At 72.4% G+C, this 23,395-nt stretch carries 17 protein-coding genes; 14 read left to right on the plus strand and 3 right to left on the minus strand.

What is annotated here, in order from left to right:
• The first annotated feature begins 574 nt into the window (after positions 1-574).
• The 6 genes from EJK16_RS16445 (at position 575) to EJK16_RS20355 (ending at position 9,476) form a co-directional block, all read left to right on the plus strand.
• Positions 575-2,131 (plus strand): peptide MFS transporter, encoded by a 1,557-nt coding sequence (locus EJK16_RS16445; RefSeq protein WP_127131284.1) that lies wholly within the window; start codon positions 575-577, stop codon positions 2,129-2,131.
• Positions 2,132-2,203: 72 nt separating this feature from the next.
• Entirely contained in the window at positions 2,204-3,913 is a 1,710-nt protein-coding gene (gene ilvD, locus EJK16_RS16450) for a dihydroxy-acid dehydratase (RefSeq protein ID WP_127131286.1), read from the plus strand.
• 245 nt (positions 3,914-4,158) lie between these two features.
• Positions 4,159-6,456, plus strand: coding sequence for a carbon starvation CstA family protein (locus EJK16_RS16455; protein ID WP_127131288.1), 2,298 nt, complete (start codon positions 4,159-4,161; stop codon positions 6,454-6,456).
• A gap of 5 nt (positions 6,457-6,461) precedes the next feature.
• Positions 6,462-6,698, plus strand: coding sequence for a YbdD/YjiX family protein (locus EJK16_RS16460; protein ID WP_205739819.1), 237 nt, complete (start codon positions 6,462-6,464; stop codon positions 6,696-6,698).
• Between the two features lie 232 nt (positions 6,699-6,930).
• Positions 6,931-9,216 carry a carbon starvation CstA family protein gene (locus EJK16_RS16465; protein WP_127131290.1) on the plus strand — a complete coding sequence of 762 codons (2,286 nt, stop codon included), beginning with the start codon at positions 6,931-6,933 and terminating at the stop codon, positions 9,214-9,216.
• Positions 9,213-9,476 (plus strand): YbdD/YjiX family protein, encoded by a 264-nt coding sequence (locus EJK16_RS20355; protein ID WP_240646122.1) that lies wholly within the window; start codon positions 9,213-9,215, stop codon positions 9,474-9,476. The genes EJK16_RS16465 and EJK16_RS20355 overlap by 4 nt, the downstream gene beginning before the upstream one ends.
• A gap of 26 nt (positions 9,477-9,502) precedes the next feature.
• On the opposite strand, the gene EJK16_RS16475 is transcribed toward EJK16_RS20355, so the two are convergent.
• Positions 9,503-11,083, minus strand: a complete 1,581-nt coding sequence (locus EJK16_RS16475; protein WP_127131292.1) for an aspartate:alanine exchanger family transporter — start codon at positions 11,081-11,083, stop codon at positions 9,503-9,505.
• A 160-nt stretch (positions 11,084-11,243) separates the two neighbouring features.
• Here EJK16_RS16475 and EJK16_RS16480 point away from each other — a divergent pair, with 160 nt between their 5' ends.
• From EJK16_RS16480 to EJK16_RS16520, 8 genes are all read left to right on the plus strand, one after another.
• A complete protein-coding gene (locus EJK16_RS16480) occupies positions 11,244-11,933 on the plus strand; it encodes a 4a-hydroxytetrahydrobiopterin dehydratase (protein ID WP_127131294.1) in 690 nt (229 codons plus the stop codon).
• Positions 11,934-12,157: 224 nt separating this feature from the next.
• The gene (locus tag EJK16_RS16485; protein ID WP_127131296.1) at positions 12,158-14,014 is read left to right on the plus strand and encodes an acetolactate synthase large subunit; all 1,857 of its coding nucleotides are present in this window, start codon (positions 12,158-12,160) and stop codon (positions 14,012-14,014) included.
• 10 nt (positions 14,015-14,024) lie between these two features.
• Positions 14,025-14,552 (plus strand): acetolactate synthase small subunit, encoded by a 528-nt coding sequence (ilvN, locus tag EJK16_RS16490; RefSeq protein ID WP_127131307.1) that lies wholly within the window; start codon positions 14,025-14,027, stop codon positions 14,550-14,552.
• A 94-nt stretch (positions 14,553-14,646) separates the two neighbouring features.
• The gene (gene ilvC, locus EJK16_RS16495) at positions 14,647-15,675 is read left to right on the plus strand and encodes a ketol-acid reductoisomerase (RefSeq protein WP_127131309.1); all 1,029 of its coding nucleotides are present in this window, start codon (positions 14,647-14,649) and stop codon (positions 15,673-15,675) included.
• Positions 15,676-15,929: 254 nt separating this feature from the next.
• Positions 15,930-16,973: a 3-isopropylmalate dehydrogenase gene (locus EJK16_RS16500; protein ID WP_127131311.1), complete on the plus strand. Its 1,044-nt coding sequence runs from the start codon at positions 15,930-15,932 to the stop codon at positions 16,971-16,973.
• 273 nt (positions 16,974-17,246) lie between these two features.
• Complete coding sequence (locus EJK16_RS16510) at positions 17,247-18,404, plus strand: branched-chain amino acid aminotransferase (RefSeq protein ID WP_127131315.1); 1,158 nt, start codon at positions 17,247-17,249, stop codon at positions 18,402-18,404.
• A 349-nt stretch (positions 18,405-18,753) separates the two neighbouring features.
• A complete protein-coding gene (gene cimA, locus EJK16_RS16515; RefSeq protein WP_127131317.1) occupies positions 18,754-20,397 on the plus strand; it encodes a citramalate synthase in 1,644 nt (547 codons plus the stop codon).
• Positions 20,398-20,634: 237 nt separating this feature from the next.
• Complete coding sequence (locus EJK16_RS16520; protein WP_127131319.1) at positions 20,635-21,684, plus strand: lipoate--protein ligase family protein; 1,050 nt, start codon at positions 20,635-20,637, stop codon at positions 21,682-21,684.
• A gap of 22 nt (positions 21,685-21,706) precedes the next feature.
• Here the strand turns inward: EJK16_RS16520 and EJK16_RS16525 are convergent, their stop codons facing one another.
• The gene (locus EJK16_RS16525; protein ID WP_240646123.1) at positions 21,707-22,510 is read right to left on the minus strand and encodes a YggS family pyridoxal phosphate-dependent enzyme; all 804 of its coding nucleotides are present in this window, start codon (positions 22,508-22,510) and stop codon (positions 21,707-21,709) included.
• 109 nt (positions 22,511-22,619) lie between these two features.
• A complete protein-coding gene (locus EJK16_RS16530; RefSeq protein ID WP_127131322.1) occupies positions 22,620-23,390 on the minus strand; it encodes an endonuclease/exonuclease/phosphatase family protein in 771 nt (256 codons plus the stop codon).
• Positions 23,391-23,395 lie beyond the last annotated feature (5 nt).

Consider the following 23,395-nt stretch of genomic DNA (forward strand, 5'->3'; position numbering starts at 1 on the left):
TTCCGAACCCGGAAGCTAAGCCCCTCAGCGCCGATGGTACTGCACGGGAGACTGTGTGGGAGAGTAGGACACCGCCGAACACCCATCAACAGAAAGGCCCCCACCACCGGTGGGGGCCTTTCTGCATCCCGGACGTGAGAATCCCGTCTTGTCGCCTTCCCGGGGGTCCAACGAAACGGGACCCACCGGCAGGTGGCGGCCTCTTCAGGGCCGCAAACAATGCCGGTCGACGAGCGACGCCCCAGGACGCCAGGCGTCACGCCCGCAGCCGACGTCGGGTCCGCGTTAGACGCTAGGACCTGACCGCTCGGCGCCGAAAGCCGGACCGCGGGCGGAGCGCCCGGCACGGTTAGGACTTGACCGCTCGACGTGGGGTGGGGTGGGGACTCGGCCGCTCCGCGCACTTGCCCTGCGCGGCGGGGCGGCCAGGCGTTCGTTCTTGGGCGCGCCGTCCGAATGTGCGTGCGGGGAAGCCCCTATTGCGCCGTCGGGGGCGGATAGCGCATCGTCAGTAGCCCGGGCGCCTGCTGAAGCGCGCTGGGCCGTCAACGCCGCGACTCGATTGGTCGAGAAGATGCCTGACAATCACGAACCGAGCAACCCGGCCGTCACCGGAGACCATTCGCCGGCGCCGGGAGACACGCGAGAGGTCCCCAGGAACACGGCGTTCTTCGGGCACCCGCTCGGCCTCCTGACCCTGTTCGGGACGGAGCTGTGGGAGCGGTTCAGCTACTACGGCATGCGCGCGATCCTGCTCTTCTACCTCACCGACACGGTCGCCAAGGGCGGCCTGGCCATGGAGCAGACGAGCGGGCTGGCGCTCGTCTCGATCTACGGCACGTCGGTCTACCTGCTCTCGGTGGTGGGCGGCTGGCTCGCCGACCGGATGATCGGCGCGCGCCGCTCGGTGCTCTACGGCGGCATCATCATCGCCGCCGGCCACGTCCTGCTCACGGTCCCCATCGCGGCGTCCTCCTACCTGGGCATCGCCTGCGTCGCCCTGGGGACGGGGCTGCTCAAGCCCAACGTCTCGAGCATGGTCGGGGAGCTCTACGATCGCGGCGACCCCCGCCGTGACGGCGCGTTCTCGATCTTCTACATGGGCATCAACCTCGGCTCGCTCGCCGCGCCGTTCCTGGTCGGGCTGGCCCGCACCTGGGGTGGCTACCACGCCGGGTTCGCCGTGGCGGCGGTCGGCATGGCGCTGGCGCTGATCTTCTTCGTGGCCGGCCGTCGCCTCCTCGGCGGTGCCGGTGACACGGTGACCAACCCGCTCCAGCCGCACGAGGGCCCCGCCGTCATCAGGTGGGGAGTGATCGGCGTGGTGGTGATCATCGCGCTCGTAGCCGCCGTAAAGCTCGTGACGCAGGGCTCACTCCTCTCGACGTTCATCGACACGATGTCGATCCTCGCCTTCGCCACCCCGGTCCTGTACTTCGTCGTCATGTACCGCTCCCCGAGGGTCACCGCGCACGAGCGGTCCCGGGTGCTCGCCTACATACCGCTGTTCGTCACGGCCATGATCTTCTGGATGATCTTCGAGCAGGCCGCGACGACGATGGCGGCGTTCGCCGAGAACCGCACGCAGCTGAACCTGTTCGGCCGGACACTCCCGCCGGAGCTGTTCCAGTCCATCAACCCGGCCCTCATCGTGATCTTGGCGCCCGTGTTCGCGGGCCTCTGGGTCAAGCTCAAGGGGCACCCGCCCACGGCGATCAAGTTCGCCCTCGGCCTCGGGCTCGCCGCGCTCTCGTTCCTGTTCCTCGCGGGCATGTCCGCCCGCTACGCGGACACCCTCGCACCCGCGTGGGTCCTCGGCGTGACCTACCTGCTCCAGACCCTCGGCGAGCTGTGCCTGTCGCCCGTCGGCCTCGCGGCGACGACGCTGCTGGCGCCGGCGGCGTTCCGCAGCCAGTCGATGGCGCTGTGGTTCCTCGCCCCCGCCGCGGGGCAGGCCATCACCGCCCAGCTCGTGCAGGTGACCGAGGGCACGTCGGACTCGACGTACTTCGGCGGCATCGGCGTGGTCGCCATGATCTTCGCGATCGCGCTCCTCACCCTCTCGCCGTGGGTCACGCGGCACATCAAGGCCGGCGCCGAGACCGTCGAGGAGGTCGAGCTCGAGTCGTGACCCCCGCCCGGGACGGCGTCCGTCCTGCGATCCGTGCCGGTCACGGTGCCGTGCGCGCCCTAGACTCGCCGCATGAGCACTGACGCCCCAGCACGTCCCGACATCAAGCCCCGCAGCCGCCAGGTAACCGACGGCATCGAAGCCACAGCCTCCCGCGGCATGCTCCGCGGCGTGGGCATGGGGGACGAGGACTTCGCCAAGCCCCAGATCGGTATCGCGAGCTCGTGGAACGAGATCACGCCCTGCAACCTCTCCCTCGACCGTCTCGCGCAGGCGGCCAAGGAGGGCGTGCACGCCGGCGGCGGCTACCCGATGCAGTTCGGCACGATCTCGGTCTCGGACGGCATCTCCATGGGCCACGAGGGGATGCACTTCTCCCTCGTCTCGCGCGACGTCATCGCCGACTCCGTCGAGACCGTCATGCAGGCAGAGCGTCTCGACGGCTCCGTGCTGCTCGCCGGCTGCGACAAGTCCTTGCCCGGCATGCTCATGGCCGCGGCGCGCCTCGACCTGGCGAGCGTGTTCATCTACGCCGGTTCGATCATGCCCGGCTACGTCAGGCTCTCCGACGGCACCGAGAAGGACGTCACGATCATCGACGCCTTCGAGGCGGTGGGCGCGTGCTCCCGCGGGCTCATGAGCACCGAGGACCTCGGCCGCATCGAGCGCGCGATCTGCCCGGGCGAGGGCGCCTGCGGCGGGTACTACACCGCGAACACCATGGCGACCGTCGCCGAGGCCATGGGCATGTCGATCCCGGGGTCGGCCACGCCGCCGTCGGCCGACCGCCGGCGCGACGCCGGCGCCCACCGCGCCGGTGAGGCCGTCGTCGAGATGCTGCGCCAGGGCCTCACCTCGCACGACATCATGACCAAGGGGGCGTTCGAGAACGCCATCGCCGTCGTCCAGGCCTTCGGCGGCTCCACGAACGCCGTCCTGCACCTGCTCGCCATCGCCCACGAGGCGGACGTCGACCTCACCCTGGGCGACTTCGCGCGCATCGGCGCCAAGGTGCCGCACCTGGCCAACCTCAAGCCTTACGGGCAGTACGTCATGAACGACGTCGACAAGGTCGGCGGCATCCAGGTGGTCATGAAGTCCTTGCTCGACGAGGGCCTGCTCGACGGCGACTGCATGACCGTGACCGGCAAGACCGTGGCCGAGAACCTCGAGAAGCTCGCGCCCGAGGCCCCCGACGGCAAGGTGCTGCGCTCCACGAGCGACCCGATCGCGAAGACCGGCGGGATCACCATCCTCCACGGCTCGCTGGCGCCCGAGGGCGCGGTCGTCAAGTCGGCGGGCTTCGAGACCGACGTCTTCGAGGGCACGGCCCGCGTGTTCGACCGCGAGCGTGCCGCCATGGACGCCCTCGAGGACGGCACCATCACGCACGGCGACGTCGTCGTCATCCGCTACGAGGGCCCCAAGGGCGGCCCCGGCATGCGGGAGATGCTCGCGATCACCGGCGCCATCAAGGGCGCGGGGCTCGGCAAGGACGTGCTCCTCCTCACCGACGGCCGGTTCTCGGGCGGCACGACCGGCCTGTGCGTCGGCCACGTCGCGCCCGAGGCCGTCGACGCCGGCCCCATCGCCTTCATCAGGGACGGCGACCGGATCCGCCTCGACGTCGGCAACGGCCGGCTGGACCTCCTGGTCGACGAGGCCGAGCTCGAGGCGCGCAAGCAGGGCTGGGAGCCGCTGGCCCCGAAGTTCACCAAGGGCGTGCTCGGTAAGTACACCAAACTCGTGCAGTCCGCCTCGCGCGGCGCCATCCTCGAGTAGCGGCCGCCCTCGGGCGCCGGCGGCGGCAGGACCGCGCACCCCGCACGCCGCGCGCCCGAGGCCTCCGTGCCGGTGACGAACGGCCCGCACCCCACGGGGTGCGGGCCGTCTCCGTGCCGTGAAGGCCGTCAGATAACGATGTGACCTCGCCACCGCGCGGGTGTATAAGGTACGTGGAACGTCCGTTAGTCGTTCCGTGTATCCGGGCGGCGACGCTGCGGCCCGGCCGAACGCTGGAGACGCACATGTTGAGACAGAAGCACGTCGATGTCGTGCGCACCGATCCCGCGAGACCACCGGTCGCCGTGATCGATCGCACCCCGATGACCCCCCGCAAGAAGATTCTCTTCGCCGTCATCGCGCTGGTGGCGGCGGTCGCGTGGGCCATCATCGCATTCGTCCGCGGCGAGGAGGTCAACGCCCGCTGGTTCGTCGTGGCCGCGGTCGGCACGTACATCATCGGCTACCGCTTCTACGCCCGGCTCATCGAGTACAAGGTCGTGCGGCCCCGCGACGACCGCGCCACCCCGGCCGAGCTCTACGACAACGGCAAGGACTACGAGCCGACGGACCGGCGCGTGCTCTTCGGCCACCACTTCGCGGCCATCGCCGGCGCGGGGCCCCTGGTGGGTCCGGTCATGGCGGCCCAGATGGGCTACCTGCCCGGCACGATCTGGATCGTCATCGGCGCGGTGCTGGCCGGCGCGGTCCAGGACTACCTGGTCCTGTGGCTCTCCGTCCGCCGTCGCGGGCGCTCCCTCGGGCAGATGGTCCGCGACGAGCTCGGCACGGTCGGGGGCGTCGCCGGGCTCATCGGCGTCTTCGCCATCATGATCATCATCATCGCCGTGCTCGGGCTCATCGTCGTCAACGCGCTCGCCGAGAGCCCGTGGGGCGTGTTCTCCATCGCGATGACCATCCCGATCGCCCTGTTCATGGGGATCTACCTGCGGTTCCTGCGCCCGGGCAAGGTCGCCGAGGTCTCGGCCATCGGCGTCGTGCTGCTCCTGGCCGCGATCATCGCCGGCGGCTACGTGAACGGCTCGGACTGGGGCCAGGAGTACCTGACCCTGAGCAAGGTCACCCTGGCCTGGTGCCTGATCATCTACGGCTTCGCCGCCTCCGTCCTGCCCGTGTGGCTGCTCCTCGCGCCCCGCGACTACCTCTCGACCTACATGAAGGTCGGCACCATCGCCCTCCTCGCCATCGGCATCCTGTGGGTCGGCCCGCAGGTCCAGGCCCCGGCGGTGAGCAGCTTCGCGATCAACGGCGACGGGCCCGCCTTCGCGGGCACCCTGTTCCCGTTCCTGTTCATCACCATCGCGTGCGGCGCGCTCTCCGGGTTCCACTCGCTCATCGCCTCCGGCACCACGCCCAAGCTGCTGGAGAAGGAGGGGCAGGCGCGCATCATCGGCTACGGCGGGATGCTCACCGAGTCCTTCGTCGCGATCATGGCGCTCGTGACGGCCGTCGTCGTCGACCAGAACCTCTACTTCGCGATGAACGCGCCGGCCACCCTGACCGGAGGCACGCCGGAGACGGCGGCCGCCTACGTCAACTCGCTCGGCGTCGGGTCCTCGCCCGTGACCCCTGACCAGATCAGCGGGGCGGCGGCGGGCGTGGGGGAGGAGTCGATCATCTCCCGCACCGGCGGCGCGCCCACGCTGGCCTTCGGGATGTCCGAGGTGCTCTCGCAGATGCTCGGCGGGGACGCGCTCAAGGCGTTCTGGTACCACTTCGCCATCATGTTCGAGGCGCTGTTCATCCTCACCACGGTCGACGCCGGAACCCGCGTCGCGCGGTTCATGCTCACCGACACCCTCGGCAACCTGGGCGGCTCCTTCCGGAAGTTCCGTGACCCGTCGTGGCGCGTGGGCGCCTGGGTGGCCTCCCTCGTGGTGGTCGCCGCGTGGGGCGCGATCCTGCTCATGGGCGTCACGGACCCCCTCGGCGGCATCAACACCCTCTTCCCGCTCTTCGGCATCGCGAACCAGCTGCTCGCCGCCATCGCGCTGACGCTCGTCTTCGTGGTCCTGATGAAGAAGAAGCTGTACAAGTGGGCGTGGATGGCCGGCGTGCCGCTGGCCTGGGACCTCCTGGTCACCATGACGGCCTCGTACCAGAAGATCTTCTCCGCCAACCCGGCCCTGGGGTACTGGGCGCAGAACCGCCGGTTCGTCGCCGCGCGCGAGGCCGGCGAGACCTCGCTCGGCACCGCCGCCACGCCGGAGGCGATGGACGCGGTCATCCGCAACACCTACATCCAGACGTCGCTGTCGGTCCTGTTCGCGGTGCTCGTGCTCGTCGTCTTCGTCACCGGGATGGTGGTCGTGGTCCGCTCCGTGCGCGCCGGCGGCCTTCCGACGTCGGAGGAGGGGGACGAGCCCTCGCACCGGTTCGCGCCGCGGGGCCTGAGGGCGACCGAGGCCGAGAAGGCGATCGAGGCCGAGTGGCTCGAGGTGGACCCGGACGCCGTCTTCCACGGCGCGAAGGGCCACGCGCGCGACCACGAGGAGCGCGACCACGAGGAGGCGGTGCGTTGACGGCGGTGGCCGACGGCGCGCGCGGCGGACGGGACGTCCTCGTGCGCGCCTCGTCCGCCGCGGGACGCGCCCTGGGCGCCGTGCGCTGGTACATCACCACGGTGATGGGTGACCACGACTACGCGCGCTTCGTCGCCCACCAGCAGCGCGTGCACCCGGGCGCGCCCGTCCCCACGGAGAAGGAGTTCTGGCGCCGCCGCTGGGCGGAGCAGGACGCCAACCCCGGCGCGCGCTGCTGCTGAGCGCAGCTCGCACCGGCGAGGGGCCGTCACCCACGGGTGGCGGCCCCTCGTCCGTTCGGGGGCCTTGACCCCGGGCGCGGGCCGGATCCCGGCGCGGCCGGTCGCCCGTCGCGGCGGCCCGCCGCGAAGTGGCAGGGCGCGCACCGGCGGTGTATGACTGCTTCGACGGCCGCCCCGCCGTCGTGGTCCGGTGCGGTGCCGCAGCCCGCCGGTGAGTCGCCGGGAGAGCCTGATGTCTCATTCCGATGTTGTCGACACGGTCCGCACCGACCCGTCCCGCCCGCCGGTGGCGGTGATCGACCGCAGCCCGATGACCCCCCGCAAGAAGCTGGTCTTCGCGGTCATCGCGTTGGTGGCGGCGGTGGCGTGGGCGATGATCGCGATCGTGCGCGGCGAGACCGTCAACGCGCGCTGGTTCGTCGTGGCCGCGGTCGGCACGTACATCGTCGGCTACCGCTTCTACGCCCGGCTCATCGAGTACAAGGTCGTGCGGCCCCGCGACGACCGCGCCACCCCGGCGGAGCTGTACCGCAACGGGAAGGACTATGAGCCGACGGACCGGCGCGTGCTCTTCGGCCACCACTTCGCGGCCATCGCCGGGGCCGGCCCGCTCGTCGGCCCCGTCCTCGCCGCCCAGATGGGCTATCTGCCCGGGGCCATCTGGATCGTCATCGGCGCGGTGCTCGCCGGCGCCGTCCAGGACTACCTCGTCCTCACCCTCTCGGTGCGCCGGCGCGGCCGGTCGCTCGGGCAGATGGTCCGCGACGAGACCGGCACGGTCGGCGGCGTCGCCGGGCTCATCGGCGTCTTCGCCATCATGATCATCATCATCGCGGTCCTCGGCCTGGTGGTCGTCAACGCGCTCGCCCAGAGCCCGTGGGGCGTGTTCTCCATCGCGATGACGATCCCGATCGCCCTGTTCATGGGGATCTACCTGCGGTTCCTGCGCCCGGGCAAGGTGACCGAGGTGTCCCTGATCGGCGTGGTCCTCCTCCTGCTGGCGATCATCGCCGGCGGCTGGGTGAACGGCACCGGCTGGGGCCAGGAGTACCTGACGCTGGGCAAGGTCACCCTCGCGTGGTGCCTGATCGTCTACGGCTTCGCCGCGTCCGTGCTGCCGGTGTGGCTGCTCCTCGCGCCCCGCGACTACCTCTCGACGTTCATGAAGGTCGGCACCATCGTGCTGCTGGCGCTGGGGATCCTCCTGGTCGGCCCGCACGTCCAGGCGCCCGCCGTCAGCCACTTCGCGCTGGACGGCACAGGCCCGGCCTTCGCCGGGAAGCTGTTCCCGTTCCTGTTCATCACCATCGCGTGCGGCGCGCTCTCCGGGTTCCACTCCCTCATCTCCTCCGGCACGACGCCGAAGATGCTCGAGAAGGAGAGCCAGGCGCGCATCATCGGCTACGGCGGGATGCTCACCGAGTCCTTCGTCGCGATCATGGCGCTGCTGACGGCCGTCGTCATCGACCAGCACCTCTACTTCGTCATGAACGCCCCCGACGCCGTGACCGGCGGGACCCCGGAGACCGCGGCGGCCTACGTGAACGGGCTGGGCCTCGGCGGCGTCGACGTCACGCCCGGCACGATCGCCGGCGCGGCCTCGGGCGTGGGGGAGGAGTCGATCATCTCCCGGACCGGCGGCGCGCCCACGCTGGCGTTCGGCATGTCGCAGGTCCTCTCGGGCGCCCTGGGCGGGGATGCGCTCAAGGCGTTCTGGTACCACTTCGCCATCATGTTCGAGGCGCTGTTCATCCTCACCACGGTCGACGCCGGAACCCGCGTCGCGCGGTTCATGCTCACCGACACCCTCGGCAACCTGGGCGGCTCCTTCCGGAAGTTCCGCGATCCGTCGTGGCGCGTGGGCGCCTGGGTGGCCTCCCTCGTGGTGGTCGCCGCGTGGGGCGCGATCCTGCTCATGGGCGTCACGGACCCCCTCGGCGGCATCAACACCCTCTTCCCGCTCTTCGGCATCGCGAACCAGCTGCTCGCCGCCATCGCGCTGACGGTGGTGTTCGTCGTGATCATGAAGAAGCAGCTGTACCGGTGGGCCTGGATCGCGGGCGTGCCCCTGGCGTGGGACCTGATCGTGACGATGACCGCCTCGTACCAGAAGGTCTTCAGCGCCGACCCGGCGATCGGGTACTGGGCGCAGAACCGCCGGTTCGTCGGTGCGCGGGAGGCGGGCGAGACCAGCCTGGGCAGCGCCACCGACCCCGCCGCCATGGACGCCGTCATCCGCAACACCTACATCCAGACGACGCTGCAGGCCCTGTTCGCCGTGCTCGTGCTCATCGTGTTCCTCGCGGGCATGGTCGTCGTCGTGCGGTCGGTGCGCGCCGGCGGCCTGCCGACCTCGGAGGAGGGCGACGAGCCCTCGCACCGGTTCGCGCCGACCGGTCTGATCGCCACGAAGACGGAGAAGGAGATCGAGGCCGAGTGGCTCGCCGTCGATCCCGAGGGCGTCTTCCACGGCGCGCAGGGCCACGCGGGCGACCACGCGAAGCAGGCGGCACGGTGACCGCCGAGGCCCGGGCGCCGCGTGCGGCGACCAGCGCGGCCGGGGCGCCGGGCACCGAGGGGACGGCGCGCGCGGCGACCGTCCGCGCCGCCCGCGCGGTGCGCTGGTACGTGCGGGCCTTGATGGGCGACGGCGACTACGAGCGTTACGTCGCGTACCTCCGGCGCGCCCATCCGGATGCCGAGGTGCCCACCGAGAAGGAGTTCTGGTGCCGGCGCTGGGCCGAGCAGGAGGCGAACCCGGGCGCGCGCTGCTGCTGACCCGGCTCCGGCCGCCGGGCCCCGGGTCAGAGCCCCGCGAGCACGTGGGCGCAGAGGATCTTGACGATCAGGGCCATGGGGTAGACAAGGGCATACCCGAGCGCCACCCGCGGGTCGTGCGCGGTGCGCCCGTTCGCGTAGGCGAGCAGCGCCGTCTGCGTCTGCATGCCGGCGAGGATCCCGGACAGGCGCGTGCCGCCCACGTGCAGGCCCCAGCGGAGCAGCGCGTACGCCGCCAGCCCGACGACGAGCGTGACGACGACGCCGACCGCCAGGATGCTGAGCACGTCGCCGGAGGCGAACGCGTCGATGATGTGCGAGCCGGCGTTCACGCCCGCGGAGGTCATGAAGACCAGCAGGCCGATCTCGGAGAGGACGGCGGCGGCGGTCTGCGGCAGCGACGTCACGACCGGGCCGATGCGGCCGATCCGCCCGAGGACGAGCCCCGCGATCATCGTGCCGGCGGCGGCCCCGATCGCGAAGGTCTCGCCGCCGGGCAGCGGGACGGGGACCGCGCCGAGCAGGAGGCCCGCGACCAGGCCCAGCCCGAGGGCCGCCGGGTTGAGGTCCGTCAGCCCGCGGGCGGAGTCGCCGAGGTACCGGGTCACCGTGTCCATCGCGGCGCGCGGCGCGACCACCCGGACCCGGTCCCCGAGCTGGAGGACGAGGTCGGGCACGGCGACCATGTCGACGTCGCCCCGCCGCACCCGCACGACGGTGGCGTGGAACTGCCGCTCGAGCCCGAGCTGGGCGACCGTGCGGCCGGCGTGGCGCAGCGACGAGATCGTCATCCGCCGGTGGTCCAGGTCCCGGCGGTCGGCCACGAGGTCGTGGGAAGAGAGGTGCCCCAGCTCGGCGACGAGCGCGGCGACGACCGTGGCGGGGCCCACGACCGTGACCACATCGCCGGTGTGGAGCACAGTGTCCGCCGGCACGGGCTCGGCCGGGCCCGTCTCGGACCGGCGGATGCGGGAGAACCGCAGCTGCCCGCCGTGGCGGTCCTGCACCTGCGCGACGGTCGGGTTGTCGGTCCGCTCCACCCGCACGGTGCGGTCGACGACGGGGGAGGGGGCGTCGGTGTCGGCAGCGCGGTAGCGCAGCGCGAGGCTCGTCACGGCGAGCATGCCCACCACGCCGAACAGGTACGTCACCGAGTACCCCACCGTCGCGGCCGGCGTCCCGCCCGCGGCGGCGAGGGCGGGGGTGGACGTCAGGGCGCCGGCGAACGTCCCGGCCACCGTCTCCGCGTCCAGGCCCAGGGGGCGACCGACGGCGACGGCGGTGCCGGCACCGATGACGAGGAGGACCGCCACGGCGGTCATGAGCGGGTAGGCGGTCCGCAGGGCGTGGAAGAAGTTCGGCCCGGCCGAGATGCCGGTGACGAACGCGAACAGGGCGAGGCCGAGGGAGCCGAGGACCTCGGGGATCGCGAGGGTCACGCCGGCACCCACGCCCCACGCCGCGAGACCGATCGCGGTGAACAGGACGGCGGCGGCGCCCAGGGACACGCCGCGCACGGACACCCGCCCGGCCAGCGCGCCGACGCCCACGACCAGGAAGAGCAGGAGCAGCGGCTGGTCCGCCAGCGCCTGGAAGATCGTGTGCACGTGCCGCTCCCGGTTCGAGGTCCGCCACCGGAGCCTAACGACCCCGTGGGGCACCCGGCCGGGCGGGAGGTCACGCGCGCGGCGTGGGCCGCGTCACGCGTCCGTGTCACGCCTGTCGTGTCCCCTTCCGCGCCGCCGCCCGCGGTGCGACGCTGGTGCGATGCGCACCCTGGCCGCGGCCGAGGTCCAGTCCCGCCCGGGGCTGGGGGACTGGCGCGTCGTCGCGGGCCGGCTGCGCGGCACGTTCCGCACCCGGACGATGGCGCGCGGCATCGAGCTCGTGCGCCGGATCGGCGCCGTCGCCGACGAGCTGGACCACCATCCGGACATCGACCTGCGCTACTTCCGCGTGCACGTCGCGCTGGTCACCCACGACGCCGGTGGGCTGACTGAGCGCGACGTCGCGCTCGCCCGCCGCGTCTCCGACATCGCCTCCGAGATGGGCATCGGGGCGGAGCCGGAACGGGCGCGGCAGGTCGCGATCGCGGTCGACGCCCGGGACGCCGGCGCGCTCGTGCCGTTCTGGCGCGCCGCGCTCGGGTACAAGCCGCTCGTGGGCCCGGGGGAGGACCCGACCGCCGCCCGCGCGCTCGTCGACGCGGACGGACGGGGCCCGTCGCTGTCCTTCGCGCCGGCGCCGGGCGCGGGCCGCAGCGGCACCCGCGTGGTCATCGAGGTCCCGGCGGGTCAGGCGCCGGCACGCCTGAGGGCCGTCCTCGACGCGGGCGGCCGCCTCGTCGACGACGCCACGCCAGCCCGGTGGGTGGTCGCGGACGCCGAGGGCAACGAGGCCGTGCTGGCGGAGCCCGCCGGGCCGCGGCCGGCAACGAAGAAGGGGTCCACCATCTGAGTCCGTGATCCACGATGTGAGACGGCCGGCGCGTGGTGTGACCTGGGCCGGGCGGGGCGCTATGGTGAACCTCATGGAGATCCGAGTTGACGTACTTCCGCGGCGCGCAGCCGTTCGCTGAGTCGAACCTGCGCGCACCCCTCGAGCACCCGTCTGGCGGGACGAGGGGTTTTTTCATGCCCGGCACGTACGCATTCGCATGACCGAACCACAGGAGGCACACGATGGCCAAGGCTCCTCACCCGGCGCCGCCTCGCCCGGCCGCGCCCACGACGCAAGCAGCTCCCGTCCGGGTCGCCCCGGCGGTCGCCGCTGCGCAGGCGGCGATCAACGAGCCGTCCACCGGCGCGCGCAACATCGTGCGCGCGCTCGAGGAGGCGGGCGTCGACACGATCTTCGGCATGCCGGGCGGGGCGATCCTGCCCACCTACGACCCGCTGTTCGACTCGACGAGGCTGCGGCACATCCTCGTGCGCCACGAGCAGGGCGCGGGGCACGCGGCCACCGGCTACGCCGCCGCCACCGGGCGGGTCGGCGTGTGCATGGCGACGTCGGGCCCGGGCGCGACCAACCTCATCACCGCGCTCGCGGACGCCCACATGGACTCCGTCCCCGTCGTGGCGATCACGGGCCAGGTGGGGGCGTCCTTCATCGGGACGGACGCCTTCCAGGAGGCGGACATCGTGGGCGCCACGATGCCCGTGACGAAGCACTCCTTCCTCGTCACCGACGCCGACCAGATCCCCGCGCGCATCGCCGAGGCCTTCCACATCGCCTCGACCGGCCGGCCCGGCCCGGTGCTGGTCGACATCGCCAAGTCCGCGCAGCAGGCCGGCTCGACATTCGTGTGGCCCCCGGAGATGGACCTGCCCGGCTACCACCCCGTCACGCGCCCGCACGCGCGCCAGGTGCGCGAGGCCGCCCGGCTGCTGGCCACCGCCCGCCGTCCGGTGCTCTACGTCGGCGGCGGAGCGGTCCGCGCGAACGCCTCGCCCGAGCTGCTCGAGCTGGTCAACCTCTCCGGCGCGGCGGTCGTGACCACGCTGATGGCCCGCGGCGCCGTGCCCGACTCCCACCCGCAGAACCTCGGCATGCCCGGCATGCACGGCACCGTCCCGGCGGTCGCCGCGCTGCAGAAGGCGGACCTGGTCGTCGCGCTCGGCGCCCGCTTCGACGACCGCGTCACGGGCAAGCTCGACAGCTTCGCGCCGGGCGCCACGATCGTCCACGCGGACATCGACCCGGCCGAGATCTCCAAGAACCGCTACGCGGACGTGCCCATCGTGGGCGACCTCAAGGAGATCGTCACCGACCTCGTGGTCGAGCTGACGGCGGCGCAGGCCCAGCACGGCCGCCCGGACCTGGAGGGCTGGTGGAAGCAGCTCGACGAGCTGCGGGCCACGTACCCGCTGGGCTGGGCGCCCACCGAGGACGGGCTCATGGCCCCGCAGCACGTCATCTCCCGCCTCGGGGAGATCGTCGGCCCGGAGGCGGTCTACGTCTCCGGTGTCGGCCAGCACCAGATGTGGGCGGCCCAGTTCATCCGGTACGAGCACTCCCGTACCTGGCTGAACTCCGGCGGCCTGGGCACCATGGGCTACGCCGTCCCGGCGGCCATGGGCGCCAAGGTCGGCCGCCCGGACGCCACGGTGTGGGCGATCGACGGCGACGGCTGCTTCCAGATGACCAACCAGGAACTGGCGACCTGCGCCCTCGAGGGCATCCCGATCAAGGTGGCGCTGATCAACAACTCCTCCCTCGGCATGGTGCGGCAGTGGCAGACGCTCTTCTACGAGGGCCGCTACTCCCACACGGACCTGCACACCGGGCACGACACGCGGCACATCCCGGACTTCGTCAAGCTCGCGGAGGCCTACGGCTGCGTCGGTCTGCGGTGCACCTCGACCGGCGACGTCGACGCGACGATCAAGCGGGCCATGGAGATCGACGACCAGCCCGTCGTCGTGGACTTCGTGGTCAGCCGCGACTCGATGGTGTGGCCGATGGTCGCCGCCGGCGTGAGCAACGACGACATCCAGTACGCGCACGGGATCACCCCGGCGTTCGATCGCGACGAGTGAGGAGCAGCAGATGAGCGACAGGCACACGCTGTCCGTGCTGGTGGAGAACAAGCCGGGCGTGCTCACGCGCGTGGCCGCCCTCTTCGCCCGGCGGGCCTTCAACATCCACTCCCTCGCCGTGGGCCCCACCGAGCACCCGGAGATCTCCCGGATCACCGTGGTGGTCGACGCCCTGGAGCTGCCCCTCGAGCAGGTCACCAAGCAGCTGAACAAGCTGGTCAACGTGCTCAAGATCGTCGAGCTCGAGCCCGACAGCTCCGTCCAGCGCGAGCTGCTGCTCGTGAAGGTCCGCGCGGACGACGCCTCGCGCACCGCGGTGCTGCAGGTCGTCGAGCTGTTCCGGGCGCACGTCGTCGACGTCGCCCCGGACGCCGTGACCATCGAGGCCACGGGCTCCGAGGGCAAGGTCAAGGCGCTGCTCGCGGCGCTCGAGCCGCACGGCGTGCGCGAGATCGTCCAGTCCGGCGCGGTGGCCATCGCCCGGGGCTCCCGGTCGATGACTGACCGGACCCTGGAGCGCAACGTCCGCTCCGCCTGACCCCAGACCCGCCCGACCGCCGGCGCGCCGCGCACCGGCCGGGCACCGCACGATCCTTTCCATCCCGATCGCACCAACATGAAGGAGAACCACCGTGGCTGAGCTGTTCTACGACGACGATGCCGACCTGGCCGTCATCCAGTCCAAGAAGGTCGCCATCATCGGCTACGGCAGCCAGGGGCACGCGCACGCCCTGAACCTGCGCGACTCCGGCGTCGACGTCGTCGTGGGCCTGCGCGAGGGCTCCGCCTCCCGCGCCAAGGCCGAGGAGCAGGGCCTCGCGGTCGCGACCGTGGCCGAGGCCGTCAAGGCCGCCGACGTCGTCATGATCCTCGCCCCCGACCAGGTGCAGCGGAAGGTGTACGCGGAGGAGATCGAGCCGAACCTCAAGGACGACGCCGCGCTGTTCTTCGCGCACGGCTTCAACATCCGCTTCGGCTACATCAAGCCCTCCGCCGGCCACGACGTGTGCATGGTCGCCCCCAAGGGCCCGGGCCACCTCGTGCGCCGCGAGTACGAGGCCGGCCGCGGGGTCCCCGTGATCGTCGCCGTCGAGCAGGACGCCTCCGGGAAGGCCTGGGAGCTCGCGCTCAGCTACGCCAAGGCCATCGGCGGCCTGCGCGCCGCCGGCATCAAGACCACCTTCACCGAGGAGACCGAGACCGACCTCTTCGGCGAGCAGGCCGTGCTCTGCGGCGGCGTCTCGCAGCTGATCCAGTACGGCTTCGAGACCCTCACCGAGGCCGGCTACCAGTCCGAGGTGGCCTACTTCGAGGTGCTGCACGAGCTCAAGCTCATCGTCGACCTCATCTACGAGGGCGGCATCGCCAAGCAGCGCTGGTCCGTCTCCGACACCGCTGAGTACGGCGACTACGTCTCCGGCCCGCGCGTCATCACGCCGGAGGTCAAGGAGAACATGAAGGCAGTCCTCGCGGACGTCCAGTCCGGTGCCTTCGCGGACCGCTTCATCAAGGACCAGGACGCCGGCGCGCCCGAGTTCAAGGAGCTGCGCGCCAAGGGTGAGGCGCACCCGATCGAGGCGACGGGCCGCGAGCTGCGCAAGCTGTTCGCCTGGGTCGAGACGAAGGACGCCGACTACACCGAGGGCCACGTCGGGCGCTGAGCCCGTACGCCGGGGCGCCGTCCCACCCGCTGGCGGGTGGGACGGCGTTCCTGTCCGGGAGCCCGGTCGCCCGGGCGTCCGGGTGTCCCGGCCGGATCGCGCCGCCCCCGACGCCCGTGGGCCGGTTGTCCCAGCGGATCGCGCCGCTCCCGGCGCCCTCGCCGGGGCGCTCACGCAGCGCGCCACCCCGTTCCCTCGTTCGCATGTTGAGATAATCGTCCCGATGGATGGACGTAGCAGATAGGGTCAGAGCCATGACGCGCACGATCAAGCTGGCAGTGGTGGCAGGCGACGGCATCGGGCCGGAGGTGGTCGCCGAGGGCCTCAAGGTCCTGGATGCCGTGCTCGCGGGCTCCGACGTCACCGTCGAGCGCACCGACTTCGAGCTGGGCGCCGCCCGCTGGCACCGCACGGGGGAGACCCTCACCGACGCGGACCTCGAGGCCATCCGCGAGCACGACGCGATCCTGCTCGGCGCGATCGGTGACCCGACCGTGCCCTCCGGCGTCCTCGAGCGGGGCCTGCTGCTCAAGCTGCGCTTCGCGCTGGACCACTACGTCAACCTGCGCCCCTCCCGCCTGTACCCGGGCGTCCCCACGCCGCTGGCCGACCCCGGCGACGTCGACTTCGTCGTCGTGCGCGAAGGCACCGAGGGCCCCTACGTCGGCAACGGCGGCGGCATCCGCGTGGGCACGCCGCACGAGATCGCCAACGAGGTCTCCGTCAACACCGCCTTCGGTGTGGAGCGGGTGGTCCGTGACGCGTTCGCGCGCGCCCAGGCCCGTCCCCGCAAGAAGCTCACCCTCGTGCACAAGCACAACGTCCTCGTCCACGCCGGCCACCTGTGGCGGCGCACCGTCGACGCCGTCGGCGCGGAGTACCCGGACGTGACGGTCGACTACCTGCACGTCGACGCCGCGACGATCTTCCTCGTCACGGACCCGGCGCGGTTCGACGTCATCGTCACCGACAACCTCTTCGGCGACATCCTCACCGACCTGGCCGGCGCGATCACCGGCGGCATCGGGCTGGCCGCCTCGGCGAACATCAACCCCGAGCGCACCACCCCCTCCATGTTCGAGCCGGTTCACGGCTCCGCCCCGGACATCGCCGGGCAGGCGAAGGCCGACCCGACCGCCACGGTCCTGTCCGTCGCGCTCATGCTCGAGCACCTCGGCCTGGCCGACGAGGCGCGCCGCGTCAGCGACGCCGTCGCCGCGGACATCGCCGGGCGCGACGGGTCTGCCCGCTCGACCAGCGCCGTGGGCGACGCCCTCGCCGCCCGAGTATCCGGCTGACCCACCGAGCCATCGCGCGCGGCCCTACCGAGCCGGCGTGCGCCGGCCCCACCGAGCCGGCGTGCGCCGGCTCTGCCAAGCGCGGCTCCACCCAGCGATCGCGCCGCCGGCGCGTGACGCGCGTGCTCCCACCCCGCGACGCGCGCACCAACGTTGCGCGCCGCGGTGTCCGGCGCGCGGCCCCGTCCGTTCCGCCCGTCGGTGCTCCACCGGCGGGCCTGCTGGCGATACCGTCATCCCAGCATTCGCCATCCACACCCGAGAAGGTCTGTCATGAGCACCTCGTCCGACCAGGTCGCGACACTCTCCGGGCTCTCCGCCGCGGAGCTGCGCGGCGCCGGTGAGCTCGCCGCCCGTTTCCCCCTCACGCCCAACGCCGAGCCCGCTACGGCGGCCAGTCACGCCGAGATCATGGGCGACCTCACCTTCGGGGTGGCCCACACGGACCACATGGTCCGCGCCGCGTGGACGCCGCAGGAGGGCTGGCACGGCCACCGCACCGAGGCGTACGGCCCGCTGACGCTGTCCCCGGCCGCCGCCGTCCTGCACTACGGCCAGGAGATCTTCGAGGGGCTCAAGGCGTACCGGCACGCCGACGGGTCCGTGTGGACCTTCCGGCCCGGCTTCAACGCCGCGCGGTTCGCCGCCTCCGCGCGCCGGCTCGCGATGCCGCCGCTGCCCGAGGAGGACTTCGTCGGCTCGCTCGCCGCGCTCGTCGCCGCGGACGAGCGCTGGGTCCCGGACGCCGAGGGCTCGAGCCTGTACCTGCGCCCGCTCATGATCGCCACCGAGCCGTTCCTCGGTGTGCGCGCGGCGCACCAGATGGAGTACCTCGTCATCGCGTCCCCGGTGGGCCCCTACTTCGCGCACGGGTTCGAGCCGGTCTCGATCTGGGTCGCCCAGGACTACCACCGGGTCGGCCCCGGCGGGCTCGGGGCCGCCAAGACCGGCGGCAACTACGCCGCGTCACTCCTGCCGCAGCAGGACGCCTACGACAAGGGGTTCGAGCAGGTCTGCTTCCTCGACGCCGCCACGAGCACCCAGCTCGAGGAGCTCGGCGGCATGAACGTGTTCGTCGTCGACGCGGACGGCACGGTGCGCACGCCGGCGCTGACCGGCACCATCCTCGAGGGCGGCACGCGCTCCTCGATCCTGCAGCTGCTGCGCGACGCCGGTCGCACCGTCCGCGAGGAGACGATCGTGCTCTCCGAGCTGCTCGACCAGATCCGCTCCGGCGAGGTGGCCGAGACCTTCGCGTGCGGCACGGCCGCCGTGATCACGCCCATCGGCCGCCTGGCCGGGGAGGGCTTCGACGTGACGGTCGCCGACGGTCGGCCGGGTCCGGTGACCACGGAGCTGTACACCGCCCTGACGGACATCCAGCTCGGCCGGCGGGCCGACCCGCACGACTGGATGTACCGGATCGTCTGACGCCGGCCCGGGCGGGCCCATCCGGCACCCGCCCGGGACCGTCCCGTGCCGGCCGCCGCCCGCCCACCGCCGGGCGGCGTCCCCGCAGGGGCGTGTCATGTGGCACACTGGGCGACGTGACGCAGTCCCAGCTCATTATCGGCTAGCGCATCGGGCACATCCGCCCGGTGCGCAGACCTCCCGTACCACGGGGGGTCTTTTTGTTGCTGGGGCCACCCCTCCCGGCGACGCAGCCGCCGGGCACCGGTCCGACGGCGACCGGTACCGGCACCACCCCGTCGGCCTACGCTGGGGCAGCGTCGCAGAACGACCGCCGGCCACCTCGTGGCCCGTCGCAAGGAGCACCCGCATGCCCAGCACCGTGGCCCCCTCCGGGCTCGCCCACCCCGCCGGCGACCCCGCCGGCGCCGTCGACGTCGTCCAGGTCTACGACACCACGCTGCGGGACGGCGCCCAGCAGGAGGGCATGAACCTCTCGGTGGCCGACAAGCTCGCCATCGCGCCCCTGCTGGACGCCCTGGGCGTGGGCTACATCGAGGGTGGCTGGCCGGGCGCCATCCCGAAGGACACCGAGTTCTTCGCGCGGGCCGCCAAGGAGCTGGAGCTGAACCATGCGCGGCTGGCCGCGTTCGGCGCCACCTGCAAGGCGGGCACCGACCCGCGCGAGGACCCGCAGGTCCAGGCGCTCGTGGACTCCGAGGCGCCGGTGATCACGCTCGTGGCCAAGAGCGACATCCGCCACGTCGAGCGGGCGCTGCGCACCACCGGGGAGGAGAACCTCCGCATGGTGGCCGAGACGGTGCGGTACCTGGCGGGACTGGGACGGGAGGTCATCCTCGACGCGGAGCACTTCTTCGACGGCTACCGCTACGACCCCGGGTACGCGCTGCAGGTGGTCACGGCCGCGTTCGACGCCGGAGCCGCGACCGTCGTCCTGTGCGACACCAACGGCGGGATGCTGCCGGAGTGGGTCACGGAGGTCGTGGGAGAGGTCCGCGCGGCCACCGAGGGACGCCTGGGCATGCACGCCCACAACGACTCCGGCTGCGCGGCCGCCAACACCCTCGCCGCGGTCGCCGCCGGGGCGGGACACATTCAGGGCACGGTCAACGGCTACGGCGAGCGCACGGGCAACGCGGACCTGCTCACCTGCGTGGCCAACCTCGAGCTCAAGCTCGGGACGCCCGTGCTGCAGGGGGAGGGGCTGCAGGAGGCCAGCCGGATCTCCCACGCGATCTCCGAGATCACCAACATCAGCCCCTACGGGCGCCAGCCCTACGTGGGGGCCTCCGCGTTCGCGCACAAGGCGGGCCTGCACGCCAGCGCCATCCGGGTGGACCCGGACCTCTACCAGCACATCGATCCCGTCACGGTCGGGAACGACATGCGGATGCTCGTCTCCGAGATGGCGGGCCGCGCCTCCATCGAGCTCAAGGGCCGCGAGCTCGGGTTCGACCTCACCGGTCAGGCCGAGCTGCTGGGCCGCGTGACCAACCGCATCAAGGACGCCGAGGCCCAGGGCTACACGTACGACGCCGCCGACGCCTCCTTCGAGCTGCTGCTGCGCTCCGAGATGGACGGGCGCGGGCCGAGCTTCTACGAGGTGGAGAGCTGGCGCACCTACGTGGAGCACCGCCCCGCCACCGGCCAGAGCGACTCCGAGGCGACCGTGAAGCTGCGGACCGGGCACGGCCGGGAGATCAGCACAGGGGAGGGCAACGGGCCCGTCAACGCCCTCGACCACGCGCTGCGCGGCGCGCTGGTGGGCGCCTACCCCGAGATCGAGGACTTCGAGCTCATCGACTACAAGGTCCGCATCCTCGACACGCAGCAGGGCACGGACGCCACCATCCGGGTGCTCATCGAGACCTCCGACGGCGTGCGGAGCTGGTCGACCGTGGGGGTGGGCACCAACATCATCGAGGCCAGCTGGGAGGCCCTGAACGACGCGATCGTCTGGGGCCTGCTCCACCACGGGGTGGAGCCGCGCTGAGCTGGGCCGGCCGGCTCCGCCGCCGGCGCACCCGGCGGACTGGTACGCGCCGTCACCCGGTGCCCGCGGACCCGCGCCCGCCCTCCGGGCAACATCCGTCCGGACATGCCTGACGGATGTAACCTGGGGGCCGGGCGTCCGCCAGCCCGCCTCGCGGTGTTCTACCGCCCGGCGCCCCGCCGCCGCGTGAGCGACCGCACACCGTGATCGGACGCCGCGGCGCCTAAAGTTGCTGCCATGCACGGTGAGTACAAGGTCCCTGGTGGCAAGCTCGTCGCCGTTGACGTCGACGTCGAGGACGGGCGCCTGACGCGCGCCAAGGTCTCCGGCGACTTCTTCCTCGAGCCGGACACGGCGCTGGAGGACATCAACGCCGCCCTGGACGGCATGCCCGAGCACGCCTCCGCCGAGCAGCTCGCCCAGGCCATCACCGGCGCGATCGACCACGGCGTCAACCTCGTCGGGTTCACGCCCGAGTCCGTCGGCATCGCGGTGCGCCGGGCGCTCGGCCACGCGACGAGCTGGTCGGACCACACCTTCGACGTCATCCACGGCGCGCCCGTGCACCCGGCCATGAACGTGGCGCTGGACGAGGTGATCCCCGAGGAGGTCGCCGCGGGACGGCGCGGGCCGACCATGCGGATCTGGGAGTGGAACGCCCCCCTCGTCGTCATCGGCTCGTTCCAGTCCGTGAGGAACGAGATCGACCCGGACGGCCTGAGGAAGAACGACATGATGGTCGTGCGCCGGGTGTCCGGCGGCGGCGCCATGTTCATGGAGCCCGGCAACTGCATCACCTACTCCATCGTCGTGCCCGACTCCCTCGTGGAGGGGCTCAGCTTCGAGCGCTCCTACGCCTTCCTCGACGACTGGGTCCTCGGCGCGCTGGCGGACGTCGGTGTCCGGGCCCGCTACGTGCCGCTGAACGACATCGCCTCGGAGCAGGGCAAGATCGGCGGCGCGGCGCAGAAGCGCTTCGCGAGCGGCGTCGTCCTCCACCACGTGACGATGGCCTACGACATCGACGCCGACAAGATGCTCGAGGTGCTGCGCATCGGCCGGGAGAAGATGTCGGACAAGGGCACCAAGAGCGCCAACAAGAGGGTGGACCCGATGCGCTCGCAGACGGGCATGGCCCGCGCGGCCATCATCGACGCCTTCATCGCCCACTTCCGCGGCCGGTACCGCACGCAGATGTCGGACTACACGCCGGCCGAGCTGGCACGGGCGCGCGAGCTCATGGAGACCAAGTTCCTCGCCGACGACTGGACCTACCGAGTGCCCTGACCGGCGGTGCGGCGGGCCCTTCTCAGGCGCCGGCGGCCTCAGGCGTGGGACGCGCCCCGAAGACGGCGGTGCCCACGCGCACCATCGTGGCACCGGCCGCGACGGCGATCTCCAGGTCGCCGCTCATGCCCATGCTCAGCTCGGTCGCCCCGGCCGTGCCGGGGGCGCCGGACGCGAGAACCTGCCCGCGCAGGGCGGCGAGGCGCTCGTAGGACTCGCGGACCACGCCGTCGTCGTCGGAGTGCGCCCCCACCGTCATGAAGCCGCGTAGCCGGAGGTGGGGGAGGGCGCCGACGGCGGCCGTCAGCTCCGGGGCCTCGTCGGGGTGGGTGCCCGCCTTGGTCGGCTCGCCCGAGGTGTTCACCTGGACGAACACGTCCAGGACGGGCGTCCCGCCACCGTCCGCGGCCGTGGTGCCGACCCCGGCTGCGGCGTCGGCCCCGGCACTCCCCGCCGCGCGCGCGACGGCCTGGTCCAGCCGCTGTGCCAGGCGCAGCGAGTCCACGGTCTGCACGCACGTCGCCCAGCGCAGGACCTGGTTGACCTTGTTGCCCTGCAGGTGGCCGATGAAGTGCATCTCGTGCGCGGGCACCCCGGGCACGGCCAGCGCCGGGCCCGTCGCCGCCAGCTCCTGGGCGCGGTTGTGACCGAGGAGGTGGGCGCCGGCCCGGAGCGCGGCGAGGATGTCCTCGGCCGGCTGCGTCTTGACCGCCAGCAGCAGGCTGACCTCGTGAGGGTCACGGCCGGCGGCGGAGGCGGCCGCGGCGATCCGGCGTCGTACGGCGGCGGCGTTCGCCTCGATGCGCGTGCGCCGGTCCTCGTCCACGCCCCGACCATATCCGCCCGTCGGGCCTGCCACGCCCGGCGGCCCAGCCCACGGGCACGCCGCGCCGAGCGGTTCGCGCCGGCCCTCCGAGCCGCGCCGCCGACAAGGGCTACGCAGCTCTGAGCGCCACGCCCACCTTGAGGGCGCGGTGGTCGGAGACACCCAGGTCCAGGGCGACGCCGGACGTCGACGCCCACACCGCGCCATCGCCGAGGATGTGGTCCAGCTGACGCAGGGGGAGGTCGACGGGGAACGTCGGCGCCGTCGCGAGCGGACGCAGCCGCGACAGGCGGACGGGCCGGCGGCCGCCCATGTTGAGGTCCCCGAGGAGCACCAGCGGCCGCGGCATGTCCCGGACCAGGTACGCGAGGCGGCGCAGCTGGACGGCGTTCCAGCCCGGCAGGTAGGTCAGGTGCGTGGCGACGACCGTGAGCGGGCCCTCCGGGGTGACGACCACGGCGGCCACCGCGGCGCGCCGCTCCTCCTGCACGAGCACGGGGCGCAGCCGTCCGGGGAAGACCATCGGCACGCGGCGCGCGGGCCCGGGCAGGGCGAGGACGCGCCACCGCTCGACCGGGAAGCGGCTCAGCAGCGCGATGCCGTAGCCGGCCGAGTCGGGCTGCTCGTCGCCGGTGGCGGCGGTCCACAGGCTCGGCAGGCCGGACATCGTGGCGACGAACCGGTGCTCGTCGGCCCCCATGGCCTCGGCGGCCACGGCCGTGAGGTCGGCGCCGTGGGAGCGGGGCTGGACCCGGTCCACCTCCTGCATGGCGAGGATGTCGGCGTCGAGCGCGCGCACCGCCCCGGCGAACCTGCGCAGGTCCACCCGGCCGTCCGCGGGCGAGCGCCCGTGAAGGATGTTGAACGTCGCGATCTGCACCGCCC

Origin of the sequence: Georgenia sp. SYP-B2076, from assembly GCF_003991205.1 — a bacterium.
Lineage (GTDB): Bacteria > Actinomycetota > Actinomycetes > Actinomycetales > Actinomycetaceae > Georgenia.